The sequence below is a fragment of the Neobacillus drentensis genome (genome assembly GCF_021560175.1).
Taxonomy (GTDB): Bacteria; Bacillota; Bacilli; order Bacillales; family Cytobacillaceae; genus Neobacillus; species Neobacillus drentensis_A.
Genome location: NZ_CP091110.1, coordinates 4,829,006 through 4,853,982 on the forward strand (window position 1 = coordinate 4,829,006; position 24,977 = coordinate 4,853,982).

Annotated in this window: 26 protein-coding genes and 1 other RNA gene; 8 read left to right on the top strand and 19 right to left on the bottom strand. The window is 39.6% G+C overall.

Annotated features, from left to right (window positions below; translation table 11 throughout):
- Nucleotides 1–154 precede the first annotated feature (154 nt).
- The 5 genes from accA to dnaE form a co-directional block, all read right to left on the bottom strand.
- Nucleotides 155–1,132, bottom strand: coding sequence for an acetyl-CoA carboxylase carboxyl transferase subunit alpha (gene accA / locus L1999_RS23065; protein ID WP_235740685.1), 978 nt, complete (start codon nt 1,130–1,132; stop codon nt 155–157).
- Nucleotides 1,126–2,004, bottom strand: coding sequence for an acetyl-CoA carboxylase, carboxyltransferase subunit beta (accD, locus tag L1999_RS23070; RefSeq protein WP_235740686.1), 879 nt, complete (start codon nt 2,002–2,004; stop codon nt 1,126–1,128). The genes accA and accD overlap by 7 nt, the downstream gene beginning before the upstream one ends.
- A 195-nt stretch (nt 2,005–2,199) precedes the next feature.
- A complete protein-coding gene (locus L1999_RS23075) occupies nt 2,200–2,778 on the bottom strand; it encodes a FadR/GntR family transcriptional regulator (RefSeq protein ID WP_235744436.1) in 579 nt (192 codons plus the stop codon).
- A gap of 55 nt (nt 2,779–2,833) precedes the next feature.
- Entirely contained in the window at nt 2,834–4,072 is a 1,239-nt protein-coding gene (locus L1999_RS23080; protein WP_215044092.1) for an NADP-dependent malic enzyme, read from the bottom strand.
- Between the two features lie 122 nt (nt 4,073–4,194).
- Nucleotides 4,195–7,557, bottom strand: coding sequence for a DNA polymerase III subunit alpha (gene dnaE / locus L1999_RS23085; RefSeq protein ID WP_235740687.1), 3,363 nt, complete (start codon nt 7,555–7,557; stop codon nt 4,195–4,197).
- Between the two features lie 189 nt (nt 7,558–7,746).
- On the opposite strand from dnaE, the gene L1999_RS23090 reads away from it, so the two are divergent.
- Entirely contained in the window at nt 7,747–8,085 is a 339-nt protein-coding gene (locus L1999_RS23090) for a sporulation membrane protein YtrH (protein ID WP_215044096.1), read from the top strand.
- Nucleotides 8,082–8,582 (top strand): sporulation membrane protein YtrI, encoded by a 501-nt coding sequence (gene ytrI / locus L1999_RS23095; protein WP_235740688.1) that lies wholly within the window; start codon nt 8,082–8,084, stop codon nt 8,580–8,582. Before L1999_RS23090 ends, ytrI begins: the two co-directional genes overlap by 4 nt.
- A gap of 75 nt (nt 8,583–8,657) precedes the next feature.
- Here the strand turns inward: ytrI and L1999_RS23100 are convergent, their stop codons facing one another.
- Nucleotides 8,658–9,602, bottom strand: a complete 945-nt coding sequence (locus tag L1999_RS23100) for a DHH family phosphoesterase (protein ID WP_235740689.1) — start codon at nt 9,600–9,602, stop codon at nt 8,658–8,660.
- Nucleotides 9,603–9,691: 89 nt separating this feature from the next.
- On the opposite strand from L1999_RS23100, the gene L1999_RS23105 reads away from it, so the two are divergent.
- On the top strand, nt 9,692–10,003 hold the full coding sequence (locus L1999_RS23105; protein WP_235740690.1) for a YtpI family protein: 312 nt from the start codon (nt 9,692–9,694) through the stop codon (nt 10,001–10,003).
- Between the two features lie 278 nt (nt 10,004–10,281).
- Here the strand turns inward: L1999_RS23105 and L1999_RS23110 are convergent, their stop codons facing one another.
- From L1999_RS23110 to L1999_RS23120, 3 genes are all read right to left on the bottom strand, one after another.
- Nucleotides 10,282–11,601 carry a CBS domain-containing protein gene (locus tag L1999_RS23110; protein ID WP_235740691.1) on the bottom strand — a complete coding sequence of 440 codons (1,320 nt, stop codon included), beginning with the start codon at nt 11,599–11,601 and terminating at the stop codon, nt 10,282–10,284.
- Between the two features lie 187 nt (nt 11,602–11,788).
- Complete coding sequence (locus tag L1999_RS23115) at nt 11,789–12,025, bottom strand: hypothetical protein (RefSeq protein ID WP_235740692.1); 237 nt, start codon at nt 12,023–12,025, stop codon at nt 11,789–11,791.
- Between the two features lie 82 nt (nt 12,026–12,107).
- Nucleotides 12,108–12,788: a metal-dependent hydrolase gene (locus L1999_RS23120; RefSeq protein WP_235740693.1), complete on the bottom strand. Its 681-nt coding sequence runs from the start codon at nt 12,786–12,788 to the stop codon at nt 12,108–12,110.
- 258 nt (nt 12,789–13,046) lie between these two features.
- Here L1999_RS23120 and L1999_RS23125 point away from each other — a divergent pair, with 258 nt between their 5' ends.
- Both L1999_RS23125 and ssrS read left to right on the top strand, forming a co-directional pair.
- Nucleotides 13,047–14,144, top strand: a complete 1,098-nt coding sequence (locus L1999_RS23125; RefSeq protein ID WP_235740694.1) for a M24 family metallopeptidase — start codon at nt 13,047–13,049, stop codon at nt 14,142–14,144.
- A 53-nt stretch (nt 14,145–14,197) separates the two neighbouring features.
- Nucleotides 14,198–14,393: non-coding RNA, 6S RNA (gene ssrS / locus L1999_RS23130), on the top strand.
- A gap of 83 nt (nt 14,394–14,476) precedes the next feature.
- Here the strand turns inward: ssrS and L1999_RS23135 are convergent.
- Nucleotides 14,477–14,818 carry a hypothetical protein gene (locus tag L1999_RS23135; RefSeq protein WP_235744437.1) on the bottom strand — a complete coding sequence of 114 codons (342 nt, stop codon included), beginning with the start codon at nt 14,816–14,818 and terminating at the stop codon, nt 14,477–14,479.
- A 195-nt stretch (nt 14,819–15,013) separates the two neighbouring features.
- Nucleotides 15,014–15,172, bottom strand: a complete 159-nt coding sequence (locus L1999_RS23140) for a hypothetical protein (protein ID WP_215044111.1) — start codon at nt 15,170–15,172, stop codon at nt 15,014–15,016.
- A 105-nt stretch (nt 15,173–15,277) separates the two neighbouring features.
- Here L1999_RS23140 and L1999_RS23145 point away from each other — a divergent pair, with 105 nt between their 5' ends.
- On the top strand, nt 15,278–15,730 hold the full coding sequence (locus L1999_RS23145; RefSeq protein WP_235740695.1) for a universal stress protein: 453 nt from the start codon (nt 15,278–15,280) through the stop codon (nt 15,728–15,730).
- 167 nt (nt 15,731–15,897) lie between these two features.
- The gene (locus L1999_RS23150) at nt 15,898–16,212 is read left to right on the top strand and encodes a hypothetical protein (RefSeq protein WP_235740696.1); all 315 of its coding nucleotides are present in this window, start codon (nt 15,898–15,900) and stop codon (nt 16,210–16,212) included.
- A 29-nt stretch (nt 16,213–16,241) separates the two neighbouring features.
- On the opposite strand, the gene L1999_RS23155 is transcribed toward L1999_RS23150, so the two are convergent.
- From L1999_RS23155 to L1999_RS23185, 7 genes are all read right to left on the bottom strand, one after another.
- Nucleotides 16,242–16,754 carry a MogA/MoaB family molybdenum cofactor biosynthesis protein gene (locus L1999_RS23155; RefSeq protein WP_235740697.1) on the bottom strand — a complete coding sequence of 171 codons (513 nt, stop codon included), beginning with the start codon at nt 16,752–16,754 and terminating at the stop codon, nt 16,242–16,244.
- 2 nt (nt 16,755–16,756) lie between these two features.
- Complete coding sequence (locus tag L1999_RS23160; protein WP_235740698.1) at nt 16,757–17,593, bottom strand: EcsC family protein; 837 nt, start codon at nt 17,591–17,593, stop codon at nt 16,757–16,759.
- Nucleotides 17,594–17,718: 125 nt separating this feature from the next.
- On the bottom strand, nt 17,719–18,906 hold the full coding sequence (locus L1999_RS23165; RefSeq protein WP_235740699.1) for an acetate kinase: 1,188 nt from the start codon (nt 18,904–18,906) through the stop codon (nt 17,719–17,721).
- 241 nt (nt 18,907–19,147) lie between these two features.
- Entirely contained in the window at nt 19,148–20,131 is a 984-nt protein-coding gene (locus L1999_RS23170) for a class I SAM-dependent methyltransferase (RefSeq protein WP_235740700.1), read from the bottom strand.
- A 249-nt stretch (nt 20,132–20,380) separates the two neighbouring features.
- Entirely contained in the window at nt 20,381–20,881 is a 501-nt protein-coding gene (gene tpx / locus L1999_RS23175) for a thiol peroxidase (RefSeq protein ID WP_235740701.1), read from the bottom strand.
- 210 nt (nt 20,882–21,091) lie between these two features.
- On the bottom strand, nt 21,092–21,556 hold the full coding sequence (ytfJ, locus tag L1999_RS23180) for a GerW family sporulation protein (protein WP_235740702.1): 465 nt from the start codon (nt 21,554–21,556) through the stop codon (nt 21,092–21,094).
- Nucleotides 21,557–21,570: 14 nt separating this feature from the next.
- Nucleotides 21,571–22,266, bottom strand: a complete 696-nt coding sequence (locus tag L1999_RS23185; RefSeq protein WP_235740703.1) for a DUF2953 domain-containing protein — start codon at nt 22,264–22,266, stop codon at nt 21,571–21,573.
- Between the two features lie 177 nt (nt 22,267–22,443).
- Between L1999_RS23185 and L1999_RS23190 the strand changes: the two genes are divergently transcribed.
- Complete coding sequence (locus tag L1999_RS23190) at nt 22,444–23,247, top strand: NAD kinase (protein WP_235740704.1); 804 nt, start codon at nt 22,444–22,446, stop codon at nt 23,245–23,247.
- Between the two features lie 290 nt (nt 23,248–23,537).
- Here the strand turns inward: L1999_RS23190 and L1999_RS23195 are convergent, their stop codons facing one another.
- Nucleotides 23,538–24,899 (bottom strand): IS1182 family transposase, encoded by a 1,362-nt coding sequence (locus tag L1999_RS23195; protein WP_235740079.1) that lies wholly within the window; start codon nt 24,897–24,899, stop codon nt 23,538–23,540.
- Nucleotides 24,900–24,977: the final 78 nt, after the last annotated feature.

A 24,977-nucleotide genomic window follows, 5' to 3' on the forward strand; every position in this document is an offset into this window, starting at 1 on the left:
TTCAGATTAGTAATTATAATAGACGAAATAATCAATTAATTGGTAGCGCTTCATATTGGGCTGCAATCGTTATCATTAACAATTTAAGGTATTTTCAGTGAATAAAATGTGAACTCTTTTGAAAAAAAATCGTGCCCATTGAGAGCACGATTCGTTAATTTACACTAATGTAATCTTCCGCAACTGTGTATTCGCCAATGGTTCTAAACCGGTTATAACGGTCTGCTATTAATTCTTCTTCAGACTGTTTTAATAAGTCTGTTAGTGAGGCTTTTAGCATCTTCTCAATTTCCTCTGCCTGCTTTTTAACATCCTTTTGAGCTCCACCCTTAATCTCTGGGATAATATCATCAATAATGCCCAGTTCTTTTAAGTCAGGTGCGGTAATTCTCATTGTTTCTGCTGCATTTTTCGCAAGAGACGCATCCTTCCACAGAATAGCGGCAGCTCCTTCAGGAGAAATAACAGAGTAAGTTGAATTTTCGAGCATATAAATGCGGTTGCCAACACCTAGTGCCAGGGCACCGCCGCTTCCGCCCTCTCCAATTACAATGCAAATAACCGGGACCCGCAGCCCAGCCATTTCAAATAAATTTCGAGCAATGGCTTCGCTCTGACCTCGTTCTTCAGCAGCTTTCCCTGGATAGGCTCCCTTCGTATCAATAAAGCAAATAATAGGACGATTAAATTTGTCAGCCTGCTTCATTAATCGCAATGCTTTTCGATAGCCTTCAGGATGCGGCATTCCAAAATTCCTGCGGATATTCTCTTTCGTATCTTTCCCTCGTTGATGGCCAATCACTGTGACAGGTAAGCCTTTAAACTTGGCTACACCACCAACAATGGCTTCATCATCAGCAAAGGTACGATCACCATGGCACTCAAAAAAACCATCAAAAAGATAAGAAATATAATCAAGCGTGGTCGGGCGGCTGGCAAGTCGTGCTATTTGAACCCTGTCCCATGGCTTAATATTTTCATATATGTCTTGCTCCAGCTTCACCAGACGAGCCTCTAACTTTTTAATTTCGGAGCTTAAATCAACATCTGTTGTTTTAGTGAACTCTTTTAGTTCCGTAATTTTCTTTCTTAACTCCACAATTGGGCGTTCGAATTCTAATTCTCCTACCATTCGAGTTCACCTCCAGGTTGATGTATTTCTAATATATTAGTAATTTTTTCCACTAAGTCTTCGCGGGATATAATGGCATCAAGCTGGCCATGTTTTAAAAGGAACTCTGCCGTTTGAAAATCCTCCGGCAATTCCTCACGTATCGATTGTTCAATAACTCTCCGACCAGCAAAGGCAATTAATGCACCCGGTTCAGCAAAGTTATAATCCCCCAAGGAGGCAAAGCTAGCAGAGACGCCGCCTGTTGTCGGGTGAGTCATCATCGAGATAATTAGGCCGCCATTATTACTAAATCTCTTTAAAGCAACACTAGTCTTTGCCATTTGCATCAAACTTAAGGCGCCCTCTTGCATTCTTGCCCCGCCTGATGCCGTAAAAATAATAAATGGAAGCGACAATTCATCTGCTTTTTCAATGGCTCTGGTTATCTTTTCACCAACAACTGAACCCATACTCCCCATCCGGAACGAAGCATCCATAATGGCCAAGACAATCTTGTGGCCGTTAACCGTCCCTATGCCAGTTACAACGGCTTCATTTAGATTGCTTTTTTGTCGATCTTTTTCCAGCTTTTCCAGATAATCCGGAAAATTAAGTGGATTCATTGAAACCATTTCCTCGTTCAATTCCACAAAACTTCCTTCATCAATAAAACTATCGATCCGTTCCTTTGCCGTCATTTGGAAATGAAAACCGCAATGCAGACATACCTTTGCGTTTTTCACTAACTCTTTTGTATACATAATTTTTTTACATGAAGGACACTTAGACATAATTCCTTCTGGCACGTCATTCTTTGTAGTATCTTTTGTTATGGTTGCATATTTTTTCTTTTTTGGTTGATTTTTTGTAAAAAGATCCTTAAGCGCCAAATTAAAACCTCCCTTGTGTAACGCGACCTGCCTATGGCAAGATTCTCCAATTATTGCTATTATAAAAGTCTTTCTATCCAGCTTCCACTTCATACCTAATCCATTTTAAGTGGTCTAACTGGATTAAACTAAAAAATAGCCCTCCTAACAGGCTTGTATAACTTTCACTATAAAATAAACATAGTTCAAAATCTGTTAGTATTTGTCGGTAAAGTTTGACAAATTTCGAAGTTTTTTATACGCAGATAGTGTTTTTTCAAGATCCTTTTCAGCTATAGCGTTTAATAAATTAAGATAATTTTCCCGTTTATAGATTAGACCATTATCCTCTAGTGAGTGATAATACTCTTTTAAAATAGACCATAAACGCAAGAATAAGTGGTTATCAGACAGCTCCATAAATCTCTGGAAAAATTCATCATCAGAAAAATGATCGGTTATTTCAAACCAATCCTTAATCTTATTGATTTCCTGATTATCTGCCTTTTGGAGTACTATATGCAAGCAATCCATTTCAATATAGTTTTTAGTTTCAAACACATCATGCTTAGCTTTTTGATCCTGCAAAATAAAAGTACTAAGAAGTTGGACAAGCTGATGACCGCGAAAATCTCTAATATAGGTTCCCTCGCCTCTTCTTGTCTCAATTAAACCTAGTAATTCTAACGCTCTAAGTGCTTCGCGAACGGAAGAGCGCCCGAAATTCAGGCGCTCCGACAATTCACGTTCAGATGGGATTTTATCGCCGGTCTTGAGACCGTCAATCGTAATCATTTCTCTTAATTGCTTCACAATCTCTAAATAAACTTTGGTATTCGTCACTTACGAATCACTCACTTTTACCAATGATTGCGAGCCTTTGAGTTCTTTCCTTTACATCCTCTGGATCAACTTTCAGACGGGCTACTCCTGTTTCCATAGCTGCCTTGGCCACTGCAGCAGCAACATTTGGTGCTACTCTTGGGTCAAAAGGTGCTGGGATAACATAGTCTGCATGCAGTTCATCCTCGCTTATTAATCCGGCAATTGCCTCTACGGCTGCCACTTTCATTTTTTCATTTATATGGGTTGCCCTAACATCAAGGGCTCCACGGAAAATTCCTGGAAATGCAAGGACGTTGTTCACTTGGTTAGGAAAATCAGAACGACCCGTTCCAACAACTTTTGCCCCCGCCGCTTTGGCTTCTTCCGGCATAATCTCTGGATCAGGATTCGCCATTGCAAAAATGATCGAGTCTGGGTTCATGGAAGCAACCATATCCTTGGTTAGTGCTCCTGCAACCGATACACCGATAAAAACATCCGCACCTTTTATCACATCAGCGAGACTTCCTTGCTGGTTATCGCGGTTCGTAAATTTCGCCACTTCTGCTTTGACGGAATTCATCCCCTGCGGCCGGCCTTCATAAATGGCACCTTTTGTATCACACATGATGATATCTCTGACTCCGTAGTTATATAACAACTTGATAATGGCAATCCCAGCAGCACCTGCTCCACTAGCAACTACCTTTATTTCAGTCATTTTCTTTCCAATAATTTTAAGGGCATTGACAAGTCCTGCTACCGTAACAATGGCAGTGCCATGTTGGTCATCATGAAAAATGGGGATATTAGCTTCCCTTTTCAATCTTTCTTCAATCACAAAACAGTTAGGAGCGGCGATATCTTCGAGATTCACTCCCCCAAAGGTTGGCTCCAACAACTTTACCGTTTCAACGATTTTATCAACATCTGTTGTGTTTAAACAAATGGGAAAAGCATCCACTCCGGCAAAACTTTTAAAAAGGACAGCTTTGCCCTCCATCACTGGAAGAGCGGCTTCAGGTCCAATGTTACCAAGCCCTAATACAGCTGTACCGTCGGAAACAACGGCAACCATATTACCTTTCATCGTATAATCATAAACCGTTTCAGGTTTTTCATAGATATCTTTACATGGCTCTGCCACACCTGGTGAATAGGCTAAACTTAAATCATGTGCATTTCGAACTGGAACCTTTGATTTTGATTCTAACTTCCCCTTATGAATTCGATGCATATGTAATGCTTCTTCACGTAAAGTCAAGAACTGTCACCCCTAAAAATTATATAAAAAATAATAATACCCATTCACTTATTGCCAGCTATAGTGGTCAGACCACACTTGTCTCTTTACCACTATAACATATCTAGGGAAGTTGTAAAGAATTATTCCTTTAGGACCACGTTTTCTGAACCAAGGATATTTCTTAATTTCTGCAGTACATTCTGTTCAGGTTTCACCCTGTACTCATCACCTAACCTAAATGTTTTCCCGTTATCTTCATAATGGACAATAACGGGGGCATTTCCTTTATTTTCTTTTAATAGCTGATTTATTTTTTTTAGTGATGCTTCATCCTTCATACCAGCGGAAACTTTTAAATATAAAACAGCTTGCGTTTTAGAATTGCTTTGTAACCATTGTTCTATATCAAACACCTGCTGAATAATAAATTGCAATTGACCTTCTCTTTCTTCCAATTTCCCTTCAAGAAGCACAAAGCTTCCTTGTTTCAATAATACCTGAAACCTTTTATATACATTTGGAAATACCACAGCCTCCATCTCACCACTCGAATCACTTATGGTTAAGAAGGCCATCGAGTCTCCCTTTTTTGTACGAATCGATTTCATCGCTGAAATATAGACACCCGAAGCAGCCCTTTTTACTTCCGGGCTTAATTGATATAACAGCAAGGCACCACTTAGTTTAAGCCTTTTTTCATAAATGGAGATGGGATGGTCAGATAGGTAGAAACCCAGCGCCTCTTTTTCAAAGGTCAATTTATTTTCGAGACTAATAGGATCCACTTGGACGTATTTTGGCTTTGGTATCATGTCGTCCTCAAATAAGGCAAACTGTTCATCCTCATTCGGCTTAAAGATTTGGGCATGTTCAATCGCTACATCCAAACTGGCTAAAAGAACAGCACGATCTTCTTCAAATTCATCAAACGCACCGGAATGAACTAAATATTCAAGTGTTTTTCGGTTTACTGCTTTAGAAGAAACTCTAATACAAAAGTCAAATAAGTCTTCAAACCTCTTCCGTTTTCTAACTTGAAAAATTTCCTTTAGAGCTGCACCGCCCACACTTTTTATGGCTGCCAGGCTATATCGGATTCCATTTCTTTCTACCTGAAAGGAGTATTTGCTTTGATTAATGGATGGGGGAAGAACGTTGATCTCCTTTTGCCGCGTTTCCATGATATATTGAGCAATTTTTGTATCGTTCCCGATCGCAGAGGTAAGAAGGCCCGCCATAAAATGCACCGGAAAGTTGGCTTTTAAGAATGCTAGTTGGTAGGCAATCATACTATAGGCGACCGCATGGCTCCTATTAAACCCATAGTTTGCAAATCGGACAATTAAATCATATATTTCATTTGCAAGTCCTTCTGTATAACCTTTCTTTAATGCCCCTTGAACGAAGTGATAGCGCTCTTTGTCCAATACTTCTTTTTGCTTTTTCCCTACCGCTCGGCGTAACAAGTCTGCTTCACCAAGGGAAAATCCGGCCATTTTGGAGGCAATCTGCATGATTTGCTCTTGGTAGACAATGACTCCATAAGTATTCGCTAAAATGGGCTCCAAATCAGGGTGTGGATAATCTACGGCCGCCCTGCCATGTTTCCGGTCGATATAGAGCGGAATGTTTTCCATTGGGCCTGGACGATATAAGGCATTTACTGCCACAATATCCTCAAAGCGAGAAGGTTTTAATCGTGTCAGCACCTTCCTCATACCCTCTGATTCAAGCTGAAATATACCTGTGGTTTCACCTCTGGCCAGTAAGTCAAACGTGTTAGCGTCTTGCAGTGGTATCTGCCGTATGTCAACCTTCCTGCCCGTATCTCGATAAATAGAAGATAAAATCGTTTCAATAAGCGAAAGGTTTCGGAGACCGAGAAAGTCCATTTTCAGTAAGCCAATCTCCTCAAGATACTCCATTGAGTACTGGGTTAAGAAAACATCTCCGGACCCCCGTTGAATCGGGACTAGCTCCACCAGCTGCTTCTCACTAATGACCACACCAGCAGCATGTGTGGAAGTATGGCGCGGCAGGCCTTCAAGTTTGATAGCTGTCTCAAACAATCTTTGATTTAGCGGAGTATCCTTCACAAACTTTCTCAATCGTTCTGATTCTTTATAAGCGGCGTCCAGATTAATACCTAAGCGGGACGGAACCAATTTTGATAAATACTCCAATTCTTTCGCATTTAAACCAAACGCTCGGCCGACATCTCTTAAAGCCGCTTTTGCAGCGAGTGTTCCAAATGTAACAATTTGAGCAACATGCATTTCCCCATATTTTTTAGCAACGTAATCGATCACCTCGTCCCGGCGATGATCAGGGAAATCGATGTCAATATCAGGCATCGATACCCGTTCAGGATTTAAAAAACGCTCAAATAATAGCTCATGCTTAATCGGATCTACGTCTGTGATATACAAAACATACGCAACAAGTGAACCTGCCGCTGAACCTCGTCCTGGTCCTGTTAAAATACCATGCTCGCGTGCATATCTCATAAAATCCCAAACAATTAAAAAGTAGTTACTAAATTTCATCCGCTTAATTACAGCAAGTTCATAGGACAAACGGTCTAAATATTCCTTATCCGGGTTAGAGAACCGTTCATACAATCCCTTTTCACATAATTGGTCAAGAAACTCCTCCGCGGGAACACCATGCTCGGTTGGGAATGCCGGTAAATAGGTTTTATTAAGTTCGATATCTACGGTGCAACGTGCGGCGATATTCAAGGAATTTTCTAAGGCTTGGGGATGTTCTGAAAAGCAATCAACCATTTCTTCAGCACTTTTTAAATAAAACTGGTCGCTATCTAGTTTTTCTCTATGCTCATCCTGAAGTTTATCGCCATTTTTAATCGCCAGTAAACATTCGTGTGCAAACGTATCTTCTTTTTCTAAATAATGGACTCTGTTTGTAGCTACAAGTGGTATGTTCTCTTTGTTAGCAATCGTAAGAAACTGTTTGTATATCCTTTTTTCATCTTCTAGCTGATGCTGCTGCACAGATAAGAAGAAGTTGCCGTTTCCGAATATCTGATCCAGTCTAAGGATTAATCTTCGTGCATATTCCTCATTGCCGTTTAAAAGTGACTGTTCGATTTCCCCTTCTAAACCTGGAGAAATGGCGATAAGCCCTTGTGAATAAGATTTAAGCCATTTAAACGGAAGACCATTTTTAGACTTAGTTTGAACCGCACTTGTTATTTTCAATAAGTTCTTAAACCCTTCTTCTGTTTCGGCAAGTAAAACAAGTGGATAGGCTTCATTTTCTGACCGTTCGCTTTCAACATCTACCGTTAGACCAATGATTGGTTTAAGGTTATTTTTCTTACAGAGTTTATAAAATTCAATCGTTCCGTACATGACGTTTCGGTCCGTCAGAGCAAGGGCTTTAAACCCTTTTCTTTTGGCATTTTCAATTAAATCCGGGACAGATGCCGTGCTTGTCAACAAACTATAGGCACTATATACATGAAGGTGAATAAAAGACATAATGTCACACCGTTCCTTAAAAAAATTTCATTTATTTAATTATAGAGCTTAACGAGAAAAAAGAAAATATGTTCTGTTTTTATCGAAAAGCGGAAGCACCTTGAACAGGGGCTTATTTTTTTGCCAACTCATATTCCCAGACTCTTGTCCATATACATGAATATAACAATTTGTAAGGGCGGTTTGCGCATGAAAGAGATTGGTTTTTTTCCGGCTTTTATTGAGGGCTACTTTATCGCGCTAGGAGTCGTGCTTGGCGGTTCCTTAATTGGAGGGATTGCTTCATTCTTAACTGGACAACCACCACTTACGACCGTCTACCGATTATCCTCCGCACTTAGGATCTGGGCAATTGTTTCAGCAATTGGCGGAACATTTGATGCAGTTTACACGTTTGAAAGAGGTATATTTAACGCGGATACAAAGGATCTTTTTAAACAACTCTTGCTCATCCTTTCTGCCTTAGGCGGGGCGCAAACAGGTGCGCTTATTATTAATTGGTTAACCCAGGAGCATATCTCATCATGAGAGTCCCGCAATTATATCGTAAACCCGGCTGGCAGCGTTTTTTTGCCGGAACCGCTGTTGGCGGAGCGATTAGCTGGTGTATCTTTCTATATATTAACGGTGTTTGGCAGGAAGAGAACACGGAGTTAATCCGGAAGCAGCAGCAGGAAATTGTTGATTTAAATAACGAGAAAAAGATTTGGCAGGATGAGTATAAAGAAATCAATCGGCGCAATATTGAACAGCTTACGGTCCAGAAAATAAATATTAAAATCACAAACGCCGAAAAATATAAGCTAGACTCGTTGAGTGTTCTAGAAACAGAAGATTCGGTTCACGATGATATTAGTATGATGCTCGCCAAAGATATCGAAACCGTATATAAAAGTAAGGACTTACTCAAAAAAATAATTGAAAACAAACAAGTAAAAATTAATGATAAAAGATACAAGTTAAAAGTGAAAGAAATGGTTATCTATACAAACTTAACCATCCAATTAGAAATTCATTTTGAATAAGCAAGGCTGCAGCACTTAATTAGGCGCTGCAGCTAGACATACGGCCCTGAAAACGGGCCGTTTTCCTGCTTGAGACTAGTTGGAATATGCATTGCAAACTTTCCCTAATTCCGTAACGACTTGTTCCACTTCGTCCCATGAATAAATCGTTGCACCCGAAGCAAGCGGATGTCCGCCGCCGTTAAATTTCCTTGCGACTACATTGATCACAGGCCCCTTAGAGCGGAGTCTTACCCGGATTTGTTTGTCTTCCTCAATGAAAAAGACCCACGCTTTTATCCCTTTTACCTCTCCAAGTGATCCAACAAGTAAAGATGCTTCAGCTGGTCTCGCGTCATACTCTTTTAATAAATCCTTGGTAATCTTAACAGAAGCCACACCATTTGGCTGAAGGACAAAATTCTGCAGGATATAACCTTGTAATTTAATAATCTTAGGATCTAGCTCGTACATTCTGTCAAAAAGTTCAGTCCGTGAAAAATTGTAATGAATTAATTCACCTGCATATGCAAATGTTTTTTCCGTTGAACTTGGGAACAAAAATCTACCCGTGTCACCAACAATACCGGCAAACAATAACCTTGCCGCCTCGTCATTCATTTTCAATCCCGATTCTTTACCTTTTAGATAGAATTCATAGATCATTTCACTGCAGGAACTAGCAGTGGTGTCGACCCACAATAAGTCCCCATACGGTTCCATGTTAGGATGATGGTCGATTTTAATCAATTTATCCCCCAATGTATAGCGATGATCATCGATTCTTTCCTGATTGGCCGTATCACAAACAATCACTAATGCCCCTTTATAAACCTCGTCCTCGATTACATCAAGCCTGCGCAAGAAATTCAGCGTTGCTTCCTCTTGACCTACGGCATAGATTTTTTTCTCTGGAAAGGATTCCTTTAATATTGCAGTTAATCCACCTTGTGACCCGTATGCATCCGGGTCTGGACGGATATGACGGTGAACAATAATCGTTTCATATTGTTTAATCGCTGTTAAAATTTGCTCAATCATGACACTGCTCCTTATGTACCAATTATGGCTTTTTTTTTCAATCCACGATAAAATAGTAGAAGATCTCAAGAAATATGGAGGATTGAATAATGTTTGTACTCGTTGTATTGATTGTCGTTTTATTTGCTTTCTACTTATTTTATAAAACAAAATACATTAGAAGCAACCGTCAGGTAGAAAAGAAATGGCTTTCCGCAAAATCAAATATTGCACTTGGCCTTTTTGTCTGCTTCTTTGGCATTAATCATCTTGTCTTTATATCCGAGACTACCACATCATACATTATTGCATCCATCTTTACTATTTATGGTGCTTACTTTAGCTGGATTGGCTTCAAAAAATATAAGCATTACCTTCCGTTTGCTATTGAAGAGGCTAATAGTCTTGAAGCCCAAAAATAAGTCGAGCCGCTTCTCAAAAGGAAGCGGCTTTCTTTTTAATTAGACTGTGTTAAGGGATAATGTTGATTTTCAGCATGTTGATTGGAGCGGAAGGCGGCGAAGACTCCTCGAAAATGCTATCGCATTTCCTTCGTGCGTGGGCGGATTCGAGGATGCAAATTCAAAGTCCTGCGGGAGTACGGGGCAGCGGAGACCCCACAGGCGCAGGTGCGCCGAGGAGGCTCCCCGGCACGCCCGCGGAAAGCGAAGCCGCCTGGAGCGGAAATCAACCTTCAAGATTAATTCCGATCAATTAACTGACACATCATCATCGCTTTACCCACTAACACACTTTCATTAAAAACCTCTACATCTACTTTTCCAAACTTACGGCCAACTTCCAGCACTTTAGGAATAATTTCTAAAGTACTTTCCATCTGAACCGGTTTTAAAAAGTAAATTGTCATATTCTCTACAACCAAATCGCCTTTTTTATAACTGCGCAAAATCCGATTTGCCGCTTCAGACACAATTGTGGTAAATACCCCATATGAAATGGTTCCGAGATGATTAGTCATTTGGGGTGTTACTTCACAGGAGTAAACTTCTTCTCCTTTAGCTTTCCCTTGGACTAAAGCCATTTGGTTGGTAATGATATCGTCAATTGTTTCACCAACCTGGGGCTGGCGCTGATTCATTTGCAGGGCCTTTAATACATCTTGACGACTGATAATTCCCTCAAGACGATTGGAATCGTCGGTAACAGGCAAGACCTCTATCCCTTCCCAAACCATTGTATGGGCTGTTGAGGCGACACTTGTTTTTCCGTTAACCGCCATTGGATTTTTTGTCATGATCTTATCAATCGATGTCTCTAATTCCTGACCCAGTATATCTTTACTTGTGACCATTCCCTGAATTTTCATGTTTTGGTCGACAACAGGGTAGCGGCTATGAGTGGTTTTTTGATTTAATTCATGCCACTTGGACACTTTATCTGAAGTTTTGAGATAATAGGTTTCATCAAGCGGTGTTAAAATGTCTTCTACTAGAATGATTTCTTTTTTGATTAATTGGTCATAAATGGCCCGGTTAATCATCGTTGCTACCGTGAAGGTATCATAACTAGTTGAAATGACCGGTAATTCCATAGTATCGGCCAGCTTTTTCACATGCTCTTCACAGTCAAATCCACCAGTAATTAAAACAGCGGCTCCTTCTTTTAAGGCAAGCTCATGTGCCTGTGTCCGGTTTCCGACAATGAGGAGATTACCAGCCTCTGTATAGCGCATCATGGCTTCTAATTTCATCGCGCCAATGACGAACTTATTTAGGGTTTTATGCAAACCAGTTCTTCCGCCTAATACCTGCCCATCCACAATATTTACGACTTCGGCAAAGGTAAGCTTTTCAATATTTTCTTTCTTTTTTCGCTCAATCCTAATCGTGCCAACCCGTTCGATCGTGCTGACATATCCTTTATTTTCAGCTTCTTTTATCGCTCTGTAGGCCGTTCCTTCACTTACGGTCATCGCCTTGGCGATTTGCCGCACTGATATTTTTTCCCCAATTGGAAGTCCATCAATGTATTGCAAAATTTGTTCATGCTTAGTAGCCAAGACCTTCACCCTTTATTGTTTGAATTCCAATTCATCCAGTCTTAAACCGGAATTATGTCTATTTTCCATTATAGAGTGTTAAAAGTCTTGATTCAATGCGGTTTCTCACAATTTAAATGCAAAGAGCGCCTTTTTTGAGGCGCTGCTTGCTAGGAGCCTTGAAATCTCCTAAGGAAATAAAGAAGGATTAATGGTAGGAACGGGACTTTTTCTTTACACGTCCTGACTGCATTTTTCGCAACGATTTCTTTGGACTATAGAGGATACCTGTTAGATTCCCTGCAATGACAACTAATGCAAAAGCCAGCCATGTTAAGGAAAAGATCCCTTGTGTGTTGTCAAGGTTAATTGACAATCTAGGTACAGCAAAATAGAGCATAAAGGCCGCAAACAATAAACAGAGTAGATATCGGTTCTTTTTCATTTTCATTTCCTCCCTAAAAGACTGCTTGTTTCATTTTTATGCTAGAGGTAGGAAAAAAAGTATGTGAAAACCTAAAGAACCATTAAATTTCTATTGCCTCACCTGGTGCGAGGACGAGTCCATTTTTATTAGGGAGCATTTCAAGAAATTGATTCGGGTCTTGTTTAATTGGCGGGAAGGTATTGTAATGGATTGGAACCACTGTTTTAGCTCTTAACAGTTCGGCCGCATAGGCAGCATCCTCTGGACCCATTGTATAGTTATCACCAATTGGCAGGAAGGCAAGGTCGATTGGATGACGGTCGCCAATTAATTTCATATCGGAGAAAAGTGCAGTATCACCTGCGTGGTAAATGGTCTTCCCTTCACTCATAAACAAGATTCCAGCAGGCATTCCGCAATACACGATTTGATGATCATTTGTGGTATAGCTTGAGCCATGGAAGGCCTGGGTCAGCTTTATTTTGCCAAAATCAAATTGATAGGAACCTCCGATATGCATACCATGTGTTTTTACGCCCTGCCAGCTTAAGAACGTAGATAATTCATCCGTGGCCACTACAAGCGCGTTATTCCTTTTGGCCAGCTCTACAGTATCACCGACATGGTCATTATGGCCATGTGATAATATTATCGCGTCGACTTTCACATCTTGCGCCTTTAAGTCCGTTAAGGAATTGCCTGTAATGAACGGGTCAATGATGATATTTTTTCCTGCCGTATTAATTTGAACAACTGAATGCCCATGATAAGATATTCTCATTCTTACCTACTCCTTTTTATTTATAGGCTGTGTTAATTTGAATGTTGATTTCCGCTCCAGGCGGCTTCTCTCTAATCAACAGGCTAAAAAATCAACATAACCTTTTCTAAGTATTTCCCTAAGAATTTAGGAATTCCTTCTTACTTTATACCCATAACTGCTTCTTTTTAGTGCATGATAAGGTATGATAGTTTACATTCACCATTAATCTTGTTACGCTCATTTTGGATTTGATATTTAACAAGGGGGTCCCCTAATATGAATCAACGATTAGTAAAGCTTCAAACTTGGATGAAGGAAAATGAAATTGAAGTCAGTTTTTTGACCTCTTCAGAAAATGTATTTTATTTAAGCGGCTATTATACTGACCCGCATGAAAGACTTCTCGCACTTGCAGTATTCCAAGAAGAGGAGCCATTTTTGGTATGCCCTTCTATGGAAGTGCATGATGCGAAACGGTCTGGCTGGGCCCATGAGATTATCGGATACAGTGACATTGAAAATCCGTGGGAACTGATACTAAACTCGATCAATAAAAGAATTCATAAAGTTTCGAAGGCTGCAATTGAAAAAGAACATATGAACGTTGAGCGCTATGAACGGCTTTTAAGTTTGTTTCCGCACGCTTCGTTCGTATCGGCAGAAGAAAAATTACGGATGCTTCGCATGATTAAGGATGCACAGGAATTAAAAATCATTGAAGAAGCTTGTGCGCTGGCAGATTTCGCTGTTCAGTTTGGTGCTAGTGAAATTAAAGAAGGAAAAACAGAACTTGATGTACTAAATGCTTTGGAATACGCACTGAAACAAAAGGGCGTAACCGAAATGTCGTTTTCAACCATGGTTCTAACAGGTGCAAATGCTGCTTCTCCTCATGGTACCCCAGGAGGAACTAAAATAAAAAAAGGCGATCTCGTCTTGTTTGATTTAGGTGTTGTGGTTGACCGGTATTGCTCCGATATTACAAGAACGGTTGCGTATGGAGATATTAACGATAAGCAAAAAGAAATTTATGATACGGTCTTGAAGGCTCAACTTGCTGCGATAGCCGCTAGTAAACCTGGGGTGAGCGCTGCAGAGGTGGACCTTACCGCACGACGAATCATTTCAGATGCCGGTTACGGGGAGTTTTTCCCTCACCGCTTAGGGCATGGTCTTGGGATTAGTGTCCATGAATATCCGTCATTAACAGAGACCAATCAGTTGATAATCGAAGAAGGTATGGTTTATACCATTGAACCCGGTATCTATGTCCCAGAAGTTGCTGGCGTCCGTATTGAGGATGATGTGTATATTACGGCGGATGGAGCAAAAGTGATTACTAATTTCCCAAAAGAGCTGCAAATTATTAAATAAAATTTGGGACCTTTTTACATTGAACTCTGTAAGGATTTGATGTATTATAACAATACAAGCTGCGTTGTACGTAATCATAATAAAGTTTTAACCTTTAAGCTGTAAAAGGGAGTTTAACTATCGAAGCGGAAATGACATGCCTCTGTCTATAGGACATGGAGGACACGCAGGAACGTTTCTGAGAACACCCACTTTGAGGAGTGGTGGTTTAAAACTTTCTTATATCTCTACGGCAAATGCGGCTACATAATTGTTTTATAAAACCAGCTTTCTAGTGAAGCTGGTTTTTCTATGTAAAAAAGAAGAGGTCCCCGCCTCTTCTTTTCTTACTATTAATAAAAGTAAGGATATGGGTAATATGGGTAATAGTACGGGTAACCGAAATACGGGTATCCATAACCATATAAATATGGTGCTGTTAATAAGGCACCTGCTGCCAAGCCACCTAAAAATGGCAGCCCAAAACCGCCAAGGCCCCATCCCCATCCCCACGGCCTGCCAAAACCGAAACCGAAGGGTCTGCCAAAGCCAAAGCCAGGTCGACCAAACCCAAATCCGAAGCCCGGACGACCGAAGCCGAAGCCTGGGCGGCCAAAACCTCCAAAATGACCGAAGCCTCCAAAGTGGCCAAACCCATGGTGGAGTCTTTCATCTCCCGTATTTATTCCATACATTTCAGTTGTCATTGTTCATTCTCCTCTTTTTATAGTTGACACACTAAAGAATATGCAAGATTACCAATAAGCTCTTGGGTAAATGCCCTTTATAGCTTATTTTCCAAGGACATATGACTACCTCTATTACAAGGTTTGGTTACCAAAACAAAAAAGCTGCCTAATTTAGACAGCTTTTTGTCAGAAACTCAACTTTTATTCCTCAACAGCAGCAAAATCACTATTGTTTGCAAGTGCCGTTCCTTCACCTATAAATCCGCTATTATAAGAGTTCAAAATCTGCTGGCTTACCTCCATTGTCCCCTTTTCGTCAAATTCAAACGTATACTTGTTCTTTGATTCACCTTTTACCATACTTTCATACCCCCCTTTTGTTTATGTTACTTCATTATTGTTCGAAAAATTGAAACAATTATTCGTTGTTAAATATTGTATAATCAAGGTGAGGAGATGATAATCATGGGACTTAAATATCGAAATATTTTAGTCGCTATTGATGGGTCAAAAGAAGCAGAGTGGGCATTCAAAAAAGGGGTAGAAATCGCCAAACGAAATGATGCACGTATGATACTCGTTCATGTAATCGATACAAGGACTTTTGCCTTAGTTGAAGCATATGATACGGTTATTGGTGACCGAACAGAAACACAAGCAAAAGAAATGCTCGAAAAGTATCAACAGCAAGCTGTTGAAGCCGGATTAACAAATGTTCAATATGAGATTGAGTACGGCTCTCCCAAAATTCGCATCCCTAGAGATATAGCCAAAAAACATCATGTAGATTTAATCCTCTGCGGGGCTACCGGAATGAATGTGGTGGAAAGATTCTTTATCGGAAGTGTTTCAGAACATATCACTCGTTACTCACCTTGCGATGTTCTAATCGTTCGAACCATAAAAGATGCTGAATAAACTTTATATATTTTAAAGCACGGCGCTCACCGCCCGTGCTTTTTCGTTAAAAGTTAAATATATTATCGTGAATGATCTTTCTATCTATAGTACAATTAAAACAATTATTTTAAGATGGTGCCTGACACCATTTCTACTATAGCGAAATTGAAATTGGAGGCAGACATATGGTGGATCATTTTTATTTTGATGAACGTCTTGGAATTCCTGTGCCGGATTTAATGGTTGAGTGGGATGAATACAGCAAGGAAACGCAGCAGTTTATCTTGCTTCATTGGGAAAAAATTCGCGGATCTATTCCCGATCGGATTGCTGAACTCGAACAGGAAATTAATCATAAACAGGCTAAGCTTTCTGATGAAAGTGACTTTCCCCTTTCGTGTAAGTTGAATACTGAAATAGCGGACCTTGCTTCTATCATTAATGATTTATGGCTCTGGTACCGTGCAGATCAAACCGTTTCCACAAAAGTTCATCAATAAAAACTCCCTGCAAGAGGGAGTTTTTATGTTTATAGGTCTTTTTTCAATTCTCTAACGACATGTCCAATCTCAGGAAGAATTAATTTGTTCATTGCTAATTTTACTGCTCCAGTAGAGCCTGGAGTTGAAAATACAGCTTTGTCTTTAACAACACCAGCTATTGCCCTGGATAGGATGGCTGCAGAGCCTATATCCTCCTCGTAACTCAGCATTCTAAACAATTCCCCAAAGCCGATTATTTCTTTCTCTAACAGCCCTTTAACCGTTTCGATGGTTACATCCCGCTTGGCAATTCCAGTTCCGCCATTCGTAAGAATCACATCGATCTCTTCTCTGCTACAGGCTTTAAGAATTTCACCTTGGATCGGTCCCGATTCATCTTTCACAATACAATAATCCACGATTATATGTCCTGCATCTTCAAGCATTTCGATCATTAACCGGCCACTTTTATCTGTTTCCTGATTTCTTGTATCACTAACAGTAATGACCATACAATTGACAGCCTTTGGTGCCTCACTTTTATGTTCTTGGGTACTCATCTTTATGACACCTCTTTATCCTTAAGATATCGCAATTGATAATATTTGTGGGCAAAGTCCGTAACTTTGCGTGTTAATTGATAATTGGTTGCAGCGCCAATGGCCATACTGACAAGTGGTATACCTTGGATTGCTTTTTTCCGGAACAGCATAATCACCATTGCTTTAAACAGCTGCTGGATCGGTTGTTCCAGCCAAGAAATATCAGAAATTTTCTCATTGCCCTCATAAAAATATAACTCTTCTTGCTGCTCTAATTCCGCGATCAAAGAAGCCCAGCCCTCTTTTTGGATTCTCGGCGGCAATGTGGCGGTATGGAATACCTTTAAAGACGTCATCATTTCAAATGGGGTATTCACCTCAAATCCGTAGGTCATCGCAATCAATTGAACCACCCGCAGATTTATCACTGCCATTGCCGGAATATCTGCCCCTAACAAAAGCGTACCTCCCGTCCCAGAAAGTCCGCCTTGGGTAAAGGAATAGAGGCGATGCCTGGCAATTTGCTGCTCCGCTATGTATTGTAATTGGTCAATATCCAATTTTCGCAGGTCTGCGATATTCTCTATATCTTTTCGGAAGATTCTTCCTGATCCCAGTATTCTTTCCTTTGCATCCATTTGAAGCTGTGAACCTTGAATAATACTATGTAAATGAAATAACCAACCATCGATTACGGAAAAAAATTGCCTTTGAATCTTTTCCGGTAATAAAGAAAAAGATCGTTCCAAATACTTTTCATAGAGTAACTGAAAATCATTGGCTTCATAGCTTAATAAGTTTTTTTCCCATGAGCGAATTTCATTCAGAACAACTAGTTCACGGTCCGTCAATGGCAATGTAATCCCTCCTGCTCATTGTATCTTTTTCCAGTATATCACATTAAAACAGGACTGAAAAAAGGCAAAAGCCACAATAAGAGCTTTTGCCTTTTCCTTGAATATAAAATTACCTAAAATTAACCTTAGTGTGTTAAACGAACAACGTCACGGGCAATCATAACCTCTTCATTTGTAGGTATGATGATTACTTTAACTGGGGAATGAGGATAGTTGATAAATGCTTCCTCTCCTCTTACCTTGTTTAAAGCAGGATCCCAATATACACCCATAAATTCTAAGCCTTTTAAAATACGTTCTCTAATTGGGTCACTATTTTCGCCAATACCAGCTGTGAAAATAATCGCATCTACGCCATACATCCGAGCAGCATATGAACCGATATATTTATGAATACGATTAGCAAACACATCCAAGGCAAGCTCTGCACGCTCATTTCCTTTGTCAGCTTCACCAATAATATCCCGAAGATCACTTGAAAAACCAGAAACAGCTAGCATACCGCTCTTTTTATTTAACACATCAAGCACTTCTTCAGCTGTTTGATTGGTTTTCTCCATGATATAAGGAATAAGCGCTGGGTCAATATTCCCTGAACGGGTCCCCATGGTTACCCCTGCCAGCGGTGTGAATCCCATAGATGTGTCAATAGACTTGCCGCCTTCAATCGCAGCGATACTTGCTCCATTTCCTAGGTGACAGGAGAGTAAACGAAGTTGTTCAATCGGGCGCCCTAATAATTCTGCCGCACGCTGTGACACATATTTGTGGCTTGTTCCATGGAAACCATATTTACGAATTCCATATTTTTTATAGTATTCATATGGCAAGCTGTATAGAAAAGAGCTCTCAGGCATTGTTTGATGAAAGGCTGTATCGAACACAGCAACTGCCGGTACATTAGGAAGAACCTGTTTGAATGCTTTAATACCAGTAGCATTTGCTGGATTATGCAATGGAGCTAATTCTGATAACTCTTCAATTTTAGCTAAAACTTCATCGGTAATTAAAGCTGAATCGTTAAAAGTTTCTCCTCCGTGGACGACGCGGTGTCCAATTCCTTCAATTTCATTAAGAGATTCGATAATACCTAATGAAGTCAATTTATCCAATAGCATCTTAACTGCAATATCATGATCGGGAATATCAGTGACTTCTTCGATTTTTTCTCCATTAACCGTTATATTAAAAATTGAATCATTCAGACCAATTCTTTCAATTAGTCCTTTTGTAATTACCTCTTCGCTAGGCATTTCGAATAACTGAAACTTCAACGAAGAACTACCTGCATTGATTGCAATAATTTTTGCCATTTTTTAGAACGCTCCTTTTATATAACAACATCGACTTGAAGTAAATTTTGTTTTAATACACCTTTATTTTGCGCAAACCGACCCTGTTTATTTCCCTCAATTTTTCATTTAATCACTGTAGGTAAGACATTACAAGGAATAAATCATTTGATACCGATTACATTACAAATGTTCATATATTCACAAATTTCACAATTACGTGAAAACAAAATAAAGGATAAAGAGGTGAATTTCACCTGCCTTATCCTTTATTTTCTTGAAACCACTTTTCCATCTTTGTAAGGATTTTATCCATTTCATACGCATTTGAAAGGCTGGGTAAATTCACCAGCAACGCTTGCTTAGGGGGCTGAATATCTTCGCCCTTCTTTTGTAGGATTAAAATACTTTTCGCTGAACTCTTATTTTTAAAGATACTGGTTGGCAATTGCAGCAGTCCTTGGATATACACATGATCCTTTATGTATTCGTGAAGCTGCGGTGCCTGTTCACTTTCAAATAGTCCATTAGGAACCAAGAAGAAGAGATATCCCCCTGCATTCGTATGACGGACACCTTGTTCAATAAACAAGTGATGGGAATAAGTATGGCCCGTATCCGCTTTTAATTGATAATCGGCTGCCCTGACATCATTCGGATAGTAGCCAACAGGTAAATCAGCGATTACAGCATCGACTGGGTCAATAAATAAAGATTCTAAGCTATCTTGATTAAAGAATTGAATCGGATGACCCTGCAAGTTTGCATTCACATAGGCGAGCTTGATTAGAATATCGTCAATTTCTACACCAATCGCGGTTATTTGTTTACGCGAATGATTCATTACTGTTGTTAAAAGATTTCCTGTTCCAACAGCTGGATCAAGGAGACGGAAGGATGGTTTCTGCATAAATTTTTCAACTAAATACCCGACGAGCATTCCCACAGAATCGGGAGTCATTTGATGATTTGGCTGCACATTTTCCTTCATACCTTTTAGAATCACTAACTGAAAGGCTTTGCGAAGGTCCTCATTGGAAAAGTTGTCCAAACTAAGTTCACTGTACTGTTTTTTAAGCCGCTTGACGGTTAGTTCACTTAACTCATCCTGCAGAATAGCTCCTTGGAATAGATTTTCACCCGTATCAGCAAGTGCTTCAAGATAACTGCAAGCTAATTCCTCTTGTAAAATAAGGGCAGTTTCATTAAATAATGTAAATAACTCTTCTATTGGAGAAATGTTCATTGTTTCCCTCCATTACTAAATTTCCTTATTCATTCTATACGAGTATGTATTTTTTAAACAAGTAAAAAGACCTCGCAATTTCACGAGGCCCTTTTCAGAATGACAAATTTTATTACTTTTCAAGCGGTCCAGCTCCAGCGCCTAGCCCCTCGAGGTCACTTCGATCCTGCCGATGAAGTCAAAGAACGACTTCACCGTCAGGCCCGCAAGTAGCTGTCGGGGCTGGTCAAGGCGCTTCCGCTTTTCTGTTTATTTTGCGTTTCTAGCTGCGTCAAGTGCTGCTTCATAATTTGGATGGTTAGTTGCTTCACTAACATATTCAACATAAACAACTGTATCACTTGAATCTACTACGAAAACAGCACGAGTTAAAAGTCTTAACTCTTGAATTGCAACTCCATATGCTTCACCAAAAGAAAGATCACGGTGGTCAGAAAGAGTTTGAACATTTTCAATTCCAGCAGCTGCACACCAGCGCTTTTGTGCAAATGGTAAGTCAACGCTTACTGTTAAGATTTTAACATTCCCTAAAGAGTTAGCTTCTTCATTGAAACGGCGTGTTTCTGCATCACAAACACCTGTATCTAAAGATGGTACAGATGAAATTAAGCGAACTTGCCCCTTCGTATTTTCAAGAGTCACTTCTGATAAGTCATTGGCAAGAACAGTGAAATTTGGAGCCTTGTCGCCCACTTTCACCTCATTGCCAAGCAGTGTAATTGCATTTCCTTTAAATGTAACATTTGCCATACTCATTCATCCTCCTTTGTCGTATTAAAGCCATTTGCTTAAAAACAATCAGACTTTAATTATGTACAGTGTAAATATATCTGTTCAAAACTATTTTTGCAATTATTTGAACTAAGAATTTTAGTTAATAGAGTAAAGCAGTAATAGGAGCGGAAAACACAAAAGAAAAAGTTAACCTTCCAAAAATCTCGGAAGATTAACTTTCTTACTTTATAATTCTAAATCAACTTTAGGCTGCTGTTGCTGAGATTGCGGTTGTGACTGCTGTTGGGATTGCTGCTGTTTCCCCTCATCTTTTTTCGAGAACATTTGCTGTATTTTATCGACAGCCTGCGGGGCAAGCTCTAGGATTTTCTCGTATAAATGAGTGCTTTCGTCTAAATGAAGCATTTTTACACCTTGAGAATTTACGATTAGAAAAGCGATAGGAGTAATAGACACACCACCACCACTTCCTCCGCCAAATGGAAGTTGAGACTGTCCTTCTTTTTGACCACTTTCGAGTTTGAACTCACTACCCCCGGCAGCAAATCCAAATCCAACCTTTGATACTGTTAAAATAACACTTCCGTCTGGGGTTTCTACCGGATCACCTATAATCGTATTTACATCAATCATTTCTTTTAAGCTTTCCATTGCGGTCGTCATCAAACCTTGAATTGGATGGTCAGACATGGTTATTTCCTCCTCTATGAAACGGATTTAGTTTTTTCTTCTCGATGATTTGTACTGCCTTTTAGGTTCGGTTTCCCGCCCCTCCAGAATCTAATCAGTTTTAATCCTGCGAGAATAGCATACCCGATTCGAAACTGAAACATACATGTTAACTTTGTATGGATAACAGTTGCCTGAAAATGGGGGGTCACCGTTAATTGCGGCATTTCTTTCAACCTCATATAATGGCTGAGGAGTCCTACAATGCCTCCTTTAACAGCCCATAAAGCACCAGTCATCATCCCAGTATGAGCGGCGTCGCCAACCCCCATTAAGGTTTGCCACTCAAAATTTTTAATCGTGACCTTTTGTAAAAACTTTTTGACTATTACACTCAAACCGAAAACCTTATGCAGGATATGTTTTGTTCTTTGGAGTTTACTTAAAAAATCCTGCTTGGTTAATTGACTTACATCCGCTTCAGTGTCTTTATCAGGAGTGTCTCCCATTTGAGTTTTGCTTTTCACCACAATACTTGGGGAATCATCATCCACTTTAATTTCGGGTACTTTTATTTTGTATTTAATTAAGCCAAACAATACTCGTAACTCTATCTTTAAATCGTCATTATCGTTTAGATGGGTATAGAAAACATAGATCGTCAACTTTGTAAAAATAATTAATAGAAATAAGAACAATAAGATCATAAGAGAGAGAAGAAGCCAAAACATTTTCTCACATCCTTTCAGCCCATTATTATTTGCTTTTATCTAAAAAATAAACCTGCCATACGATCTTGATAGGTTGATCCTGCTTTTATATTATTTCTAAAAAATGCTAAACTAAATTCAGATGTTTTAATTTTCAGCATGATATGACATCTTCATCATCTTACTGGGGGAATGAAAATGGAGATCAGACGAAATATTTATTTATATCACAAACGGGATGCGGATTTACTTTTGAAAATGGCACCCCTGCTAGAACTAGCGAAACGGTATGATTTTACCATTGTGGATGATTACCGTAAGGCTAACATTATTGCCAGTGTAGGTGACGATGGAACATTCTTACAAGCGGTAAGAAAAACTGGTTTCAGGGAAGATTGCCTTTATATGGGGATTTCAGTCCTGGATAGTTTGAGTATGTATTGTGATTTCCGCATTAATGATACCTCAAAAATGATTGAGGCGATTACCATGAATGAACAATTAAAGGTCCGCCGTTATCCTACCATTGAGGTAACAGTCGATGGTCAAAGTACATTCCGTTGTTTGAATGAATTTAGCATCAGATCATCTATTATTAAAACACTTGTGATGGACGTATTTATTGATCAGCTGCATCTTGAAACGTTTCGAGGTGATGGATTAATTGTCGCTACCCCAACAGGCAGTACCGCCTATAATAAATCCGTTAGCGGCTCGATTGTGGACCCGCTGCTCTCTTGTATGCAGGTTAGTGAGGTGGCATCTGTTAATACGAATCAATATCGAACACTCGGTGCTTCCTTTATTGTTGGAAGTGAACGCACACTTACCCTGAGAATTATTCAGGAAGGGAATGACCACCCTACCATGGGGATGGATAACGAGGCCTTAAGTATCCGTCATGTTGAATCCATCCAAATTAAAATTAGTGATAACAAAATAAAAACCTTAAAATTAAAAGATAACGCTTTTTGGAATAAAGTAAAGCGAACCTTTCTATAAGAAAAGCGCAAGCGCCTTGGTCAGCCCCGACAAGCACAAGACGAGCCGGCCGAAAGGTTGCTTTTTAACCTTTTGGACGGATTGGCTTGTGACCTCGAGGGGCTAGGCGCTGGAGCTAGACAATTCTCAAAGCCAAAAAAACTTTTATAATTTCTCATAAAAAAACCTTATCCGCCATCGGATAAGGTTTCAGATTGTAGACAAAAGGCATCCGGATGTGCCAATCTGGGTGTCTTTTTGTTGTTTTTTTGCTCGTAAGAGCAAAAGTTAGGCCTATCCTATGCTTATTGCTACGCCATTTCTGGACTTATCCAAGTCCAATTGGCCATCTTTTTTAAATTCATGGCAGCAAAAGTAAGCATCGCTTGCATGGACAATTTTTTTAGGCCTCTTAAGGTTGTCCAACGCATACCATGCTTTTCCTTGGCATCTGCAAAAACACGTTCAATGGTTTCTTTGCGTTTTGCGTAAATGCTTTTATTCTCTTGTGTCGAACGAAGATATTCGGCTTCTTCTATATGGTGTTCCCAGACATGACGCTGAATGAGTTTTTTATGTTCCTTACTCTGCGTGCATTTTGAAAGTAAGGGACATTTTTCACATTCAATCGGATTAGAGAAGTATTGACGGTAGCCTTCCTTCGTCGTAGTTGCATACTTCAATATTTGTCCTTGCGGACAGATATAACAATCGTAGTATTCATCATAAACATATTCATATTTTTTCATGTACCCCTCTTTCGTACGAGGGCGAGTATAAGGTAAAGCAGGTGTCATATCATTTTCAAATATGTATTGGGCAATAGCAGGTGTTTTATATCCAGCATCAGCAGCAACAGCAGAAGGTTTTCCTTGTTTCTCGATTACCTTTTCCAATAGTGGTTCGAAAATGACACTATCATGGACATTCCCAGGAGTTACAATTGCCCCTAATACAAAACCATTTCGATCAGCGGCCGCATGGAATGAGTATGCGAACTGTTTCGTACGCTCGTCTTTTACGTAATAACCACTCTCAGGGTCAGTAGTACTTTTTTTTATTTCCTTAAATTCCTCTTTCTCAAACTTATCTGGTGGAAATGGCTTTTTATCATGTTCTTCACGGTCTTTATTAATCTCTTCTTGTAGTCTTGCTTCGTATGCTTTCGTTTCTTTTCTAACTAATTTCTTCTCGAATTTATGTTTATTTGCACTTGCTTTTACATGGGTTGAATCTATAAATACATGCTCGCTACTAATCAATTTCTTATCAGAGGCTTCCTTCAAAATACGATAGAAGATCTGTTCAAATAAATCTGTATCTTTAAAACGTCGTTCGTAATTTTTACCGAAGGTAGAGAAGTGAGGCACTTTATCATAAAATCCAAAGCCTAAGAACCAACGATAAGCCAAATTTGTTTCGATTTCTTCAATAGTTCTTCGCATAGATCGAATACCGAAGGTGTATTGGATGAATGCCATCTTAATTAATATCACAGGATCAATGCTTGGGCGTCCTCTTTCAGTAGAATACATTTCTTGAACCAGGGGATAGATAAATGAAAAATCAATAGAAGCTTCTAACTTGCGTACTAAATGGTTGGCCGGCACAAGTTGTTCTAAAGCTATCATTTCTAATTGGTCACGATTTATCTGTGTATTCTTACTTAACATCTTATCCACCTCAAAAAAATTATCTATATCCCAATTATACAAAAAGGACTGCCTACAAACCCTTAATTTTTTCGGATT

Coding starts and splice junctions, on each gene's coding strand:
- L1999_RS23115 (WP_235740692.1), bottom strand. CDS start 12,025: ATGAAAAAGAACCGATATCTACTCTGTTTATTGTTTGCGGCCTTTATG.
- dnaE (WP_235740687.1), bottom strand. CDS start 7,557: ATGTCTTTTATTCACCTTCATGTATATAGTGCCTATAGTTTGTTGACA.
- L1999_RS23075 (WP_235744436.1), bottom strand. CDS start 2,778: ATGATTACGATTGACGGTCTCAAGACCGGCGATAAAATCCCATCTGAA.
- L1999_RS23145 (WP_235740695.1), top strand. CDS start 15,278: ATGGGACTTAAATATCGAAATATTTTAGTCGCTATTGATGGGTCAAAA.
- L1999_RS23185 (WP_235740703.1), bottom strand. CDS start 22,266: ATGTTTTGGCTTCTTCTCTCTCTTATGATCTTATTGTTCTTATTTCTA.
- ytrI (WP_235740688.1), top strand. CDS start 8,082: ATGAGAGTCCCGCAATTATATCGTAAACCCGGCTGGCAGCGTTTTTTT.
- tpx (WP_235740701.1), bottom strand. CDS start 20,881: ATGGCAAATGTTACATTTAAAGGAAATGCAATTACACTGCTTGGCAAT.
- accA (WP_235740685.1), bottom strand. CDS start 1,132: ATGGTAGGAGAATTAGAATTCGAACGCCCAATTGTGGAGTTAAGAAAG.
- L1999_RS23190 (WP_235740704.1), top strand. CDS start 22,444: ATGGAGATCAGACGAAATATTTATTTATATCACAAACGGGATGCGGAT.
- L1999_RS23100 (WP_235740689.1), bottom strand. CDS start 9,602: ATGATTGAGCAAATTTTAACAGCGATTAAACAATATGAAACGATTATT.
- L1999_RS23155 (WP_235740697.1), bottom strand. CDS start 16,754: ATGAGTACCCAAGAACATAAAAGTGAGGCACCAAAGGCTGTCAATTGT.
- L1999_RS23120 (WP_235740693.1), bottom strand. CDS start 12,788: ATGAGAATATCTTATCATGGGCATTCAGTTGTTCAAATTAATACGGCA.
- L1999_RS23165 (WP_235740699.1), bottom strand. CDS start 18,906: ATGGCAAAAATTATTGCAATCAATGCAGGTAGTTCTTCGTTGAAGTTT.
- L1999_RS23135 (WP_235744437.1), bottom strand. CDS start 14,818: ATGTATGGAATAAATACGGGAGATGAAAGACTCCACCATGGGTTTGGC.
- L1999_RS23140 (WP_215044111.1), bottom strand. CDS start 15,172: ATGGTAAAAGGTGAATCAAAGAACAAGTATACGTTTGAATTTGACGAA.
- ytfJ (WP_235740702.1), bottom strand. CDS start 21,556: ATGTCTGACCATCCAATTCAAGGTTTGATGACGACCGCAATGGAAAGC.
- L1999_RS23150 (WP_235740696.1), top strand. CDS start 15,898: ATGGTGGATCATTTTTATTTTGATGAACGTCTTGGAATTCCTGTGCCG.
- L1999_RS23105 (WP_235740690.1), top strand. CDS start 9,692: ATGTTTGTACTCGTTGTATTGATTGTCGTTTTATTTGCTTTCTACTTA.
- L1999_RS23090 (WP_215044096.1), top strand. CDS start 7,747: ATGAAAGAGATTGGTTTTTTTCCGGCTTTTATTGAGGGCTACTTTATC.
- L1999_RS23195 (WP_235740079.1), bottom strand. CDS start 24,899: ATGTTAAGTAAGAATACACAGATAAATCGTGACCAATTAGAAATGATA.
- L1999_RS23125 (WP_235740694.1), top strand. CDS start 13,047: ATGAATCAACGATTAGTAAAGCTTCAAACTTGGATGAAGGAAAATGAA.
- L1999_RS23170 (WP_235740700.1), bottom strand. CDS start 20,131: ATGAACATTTCTCCAATAGAAGAGTTATTTACATTATTTAATGAAACT.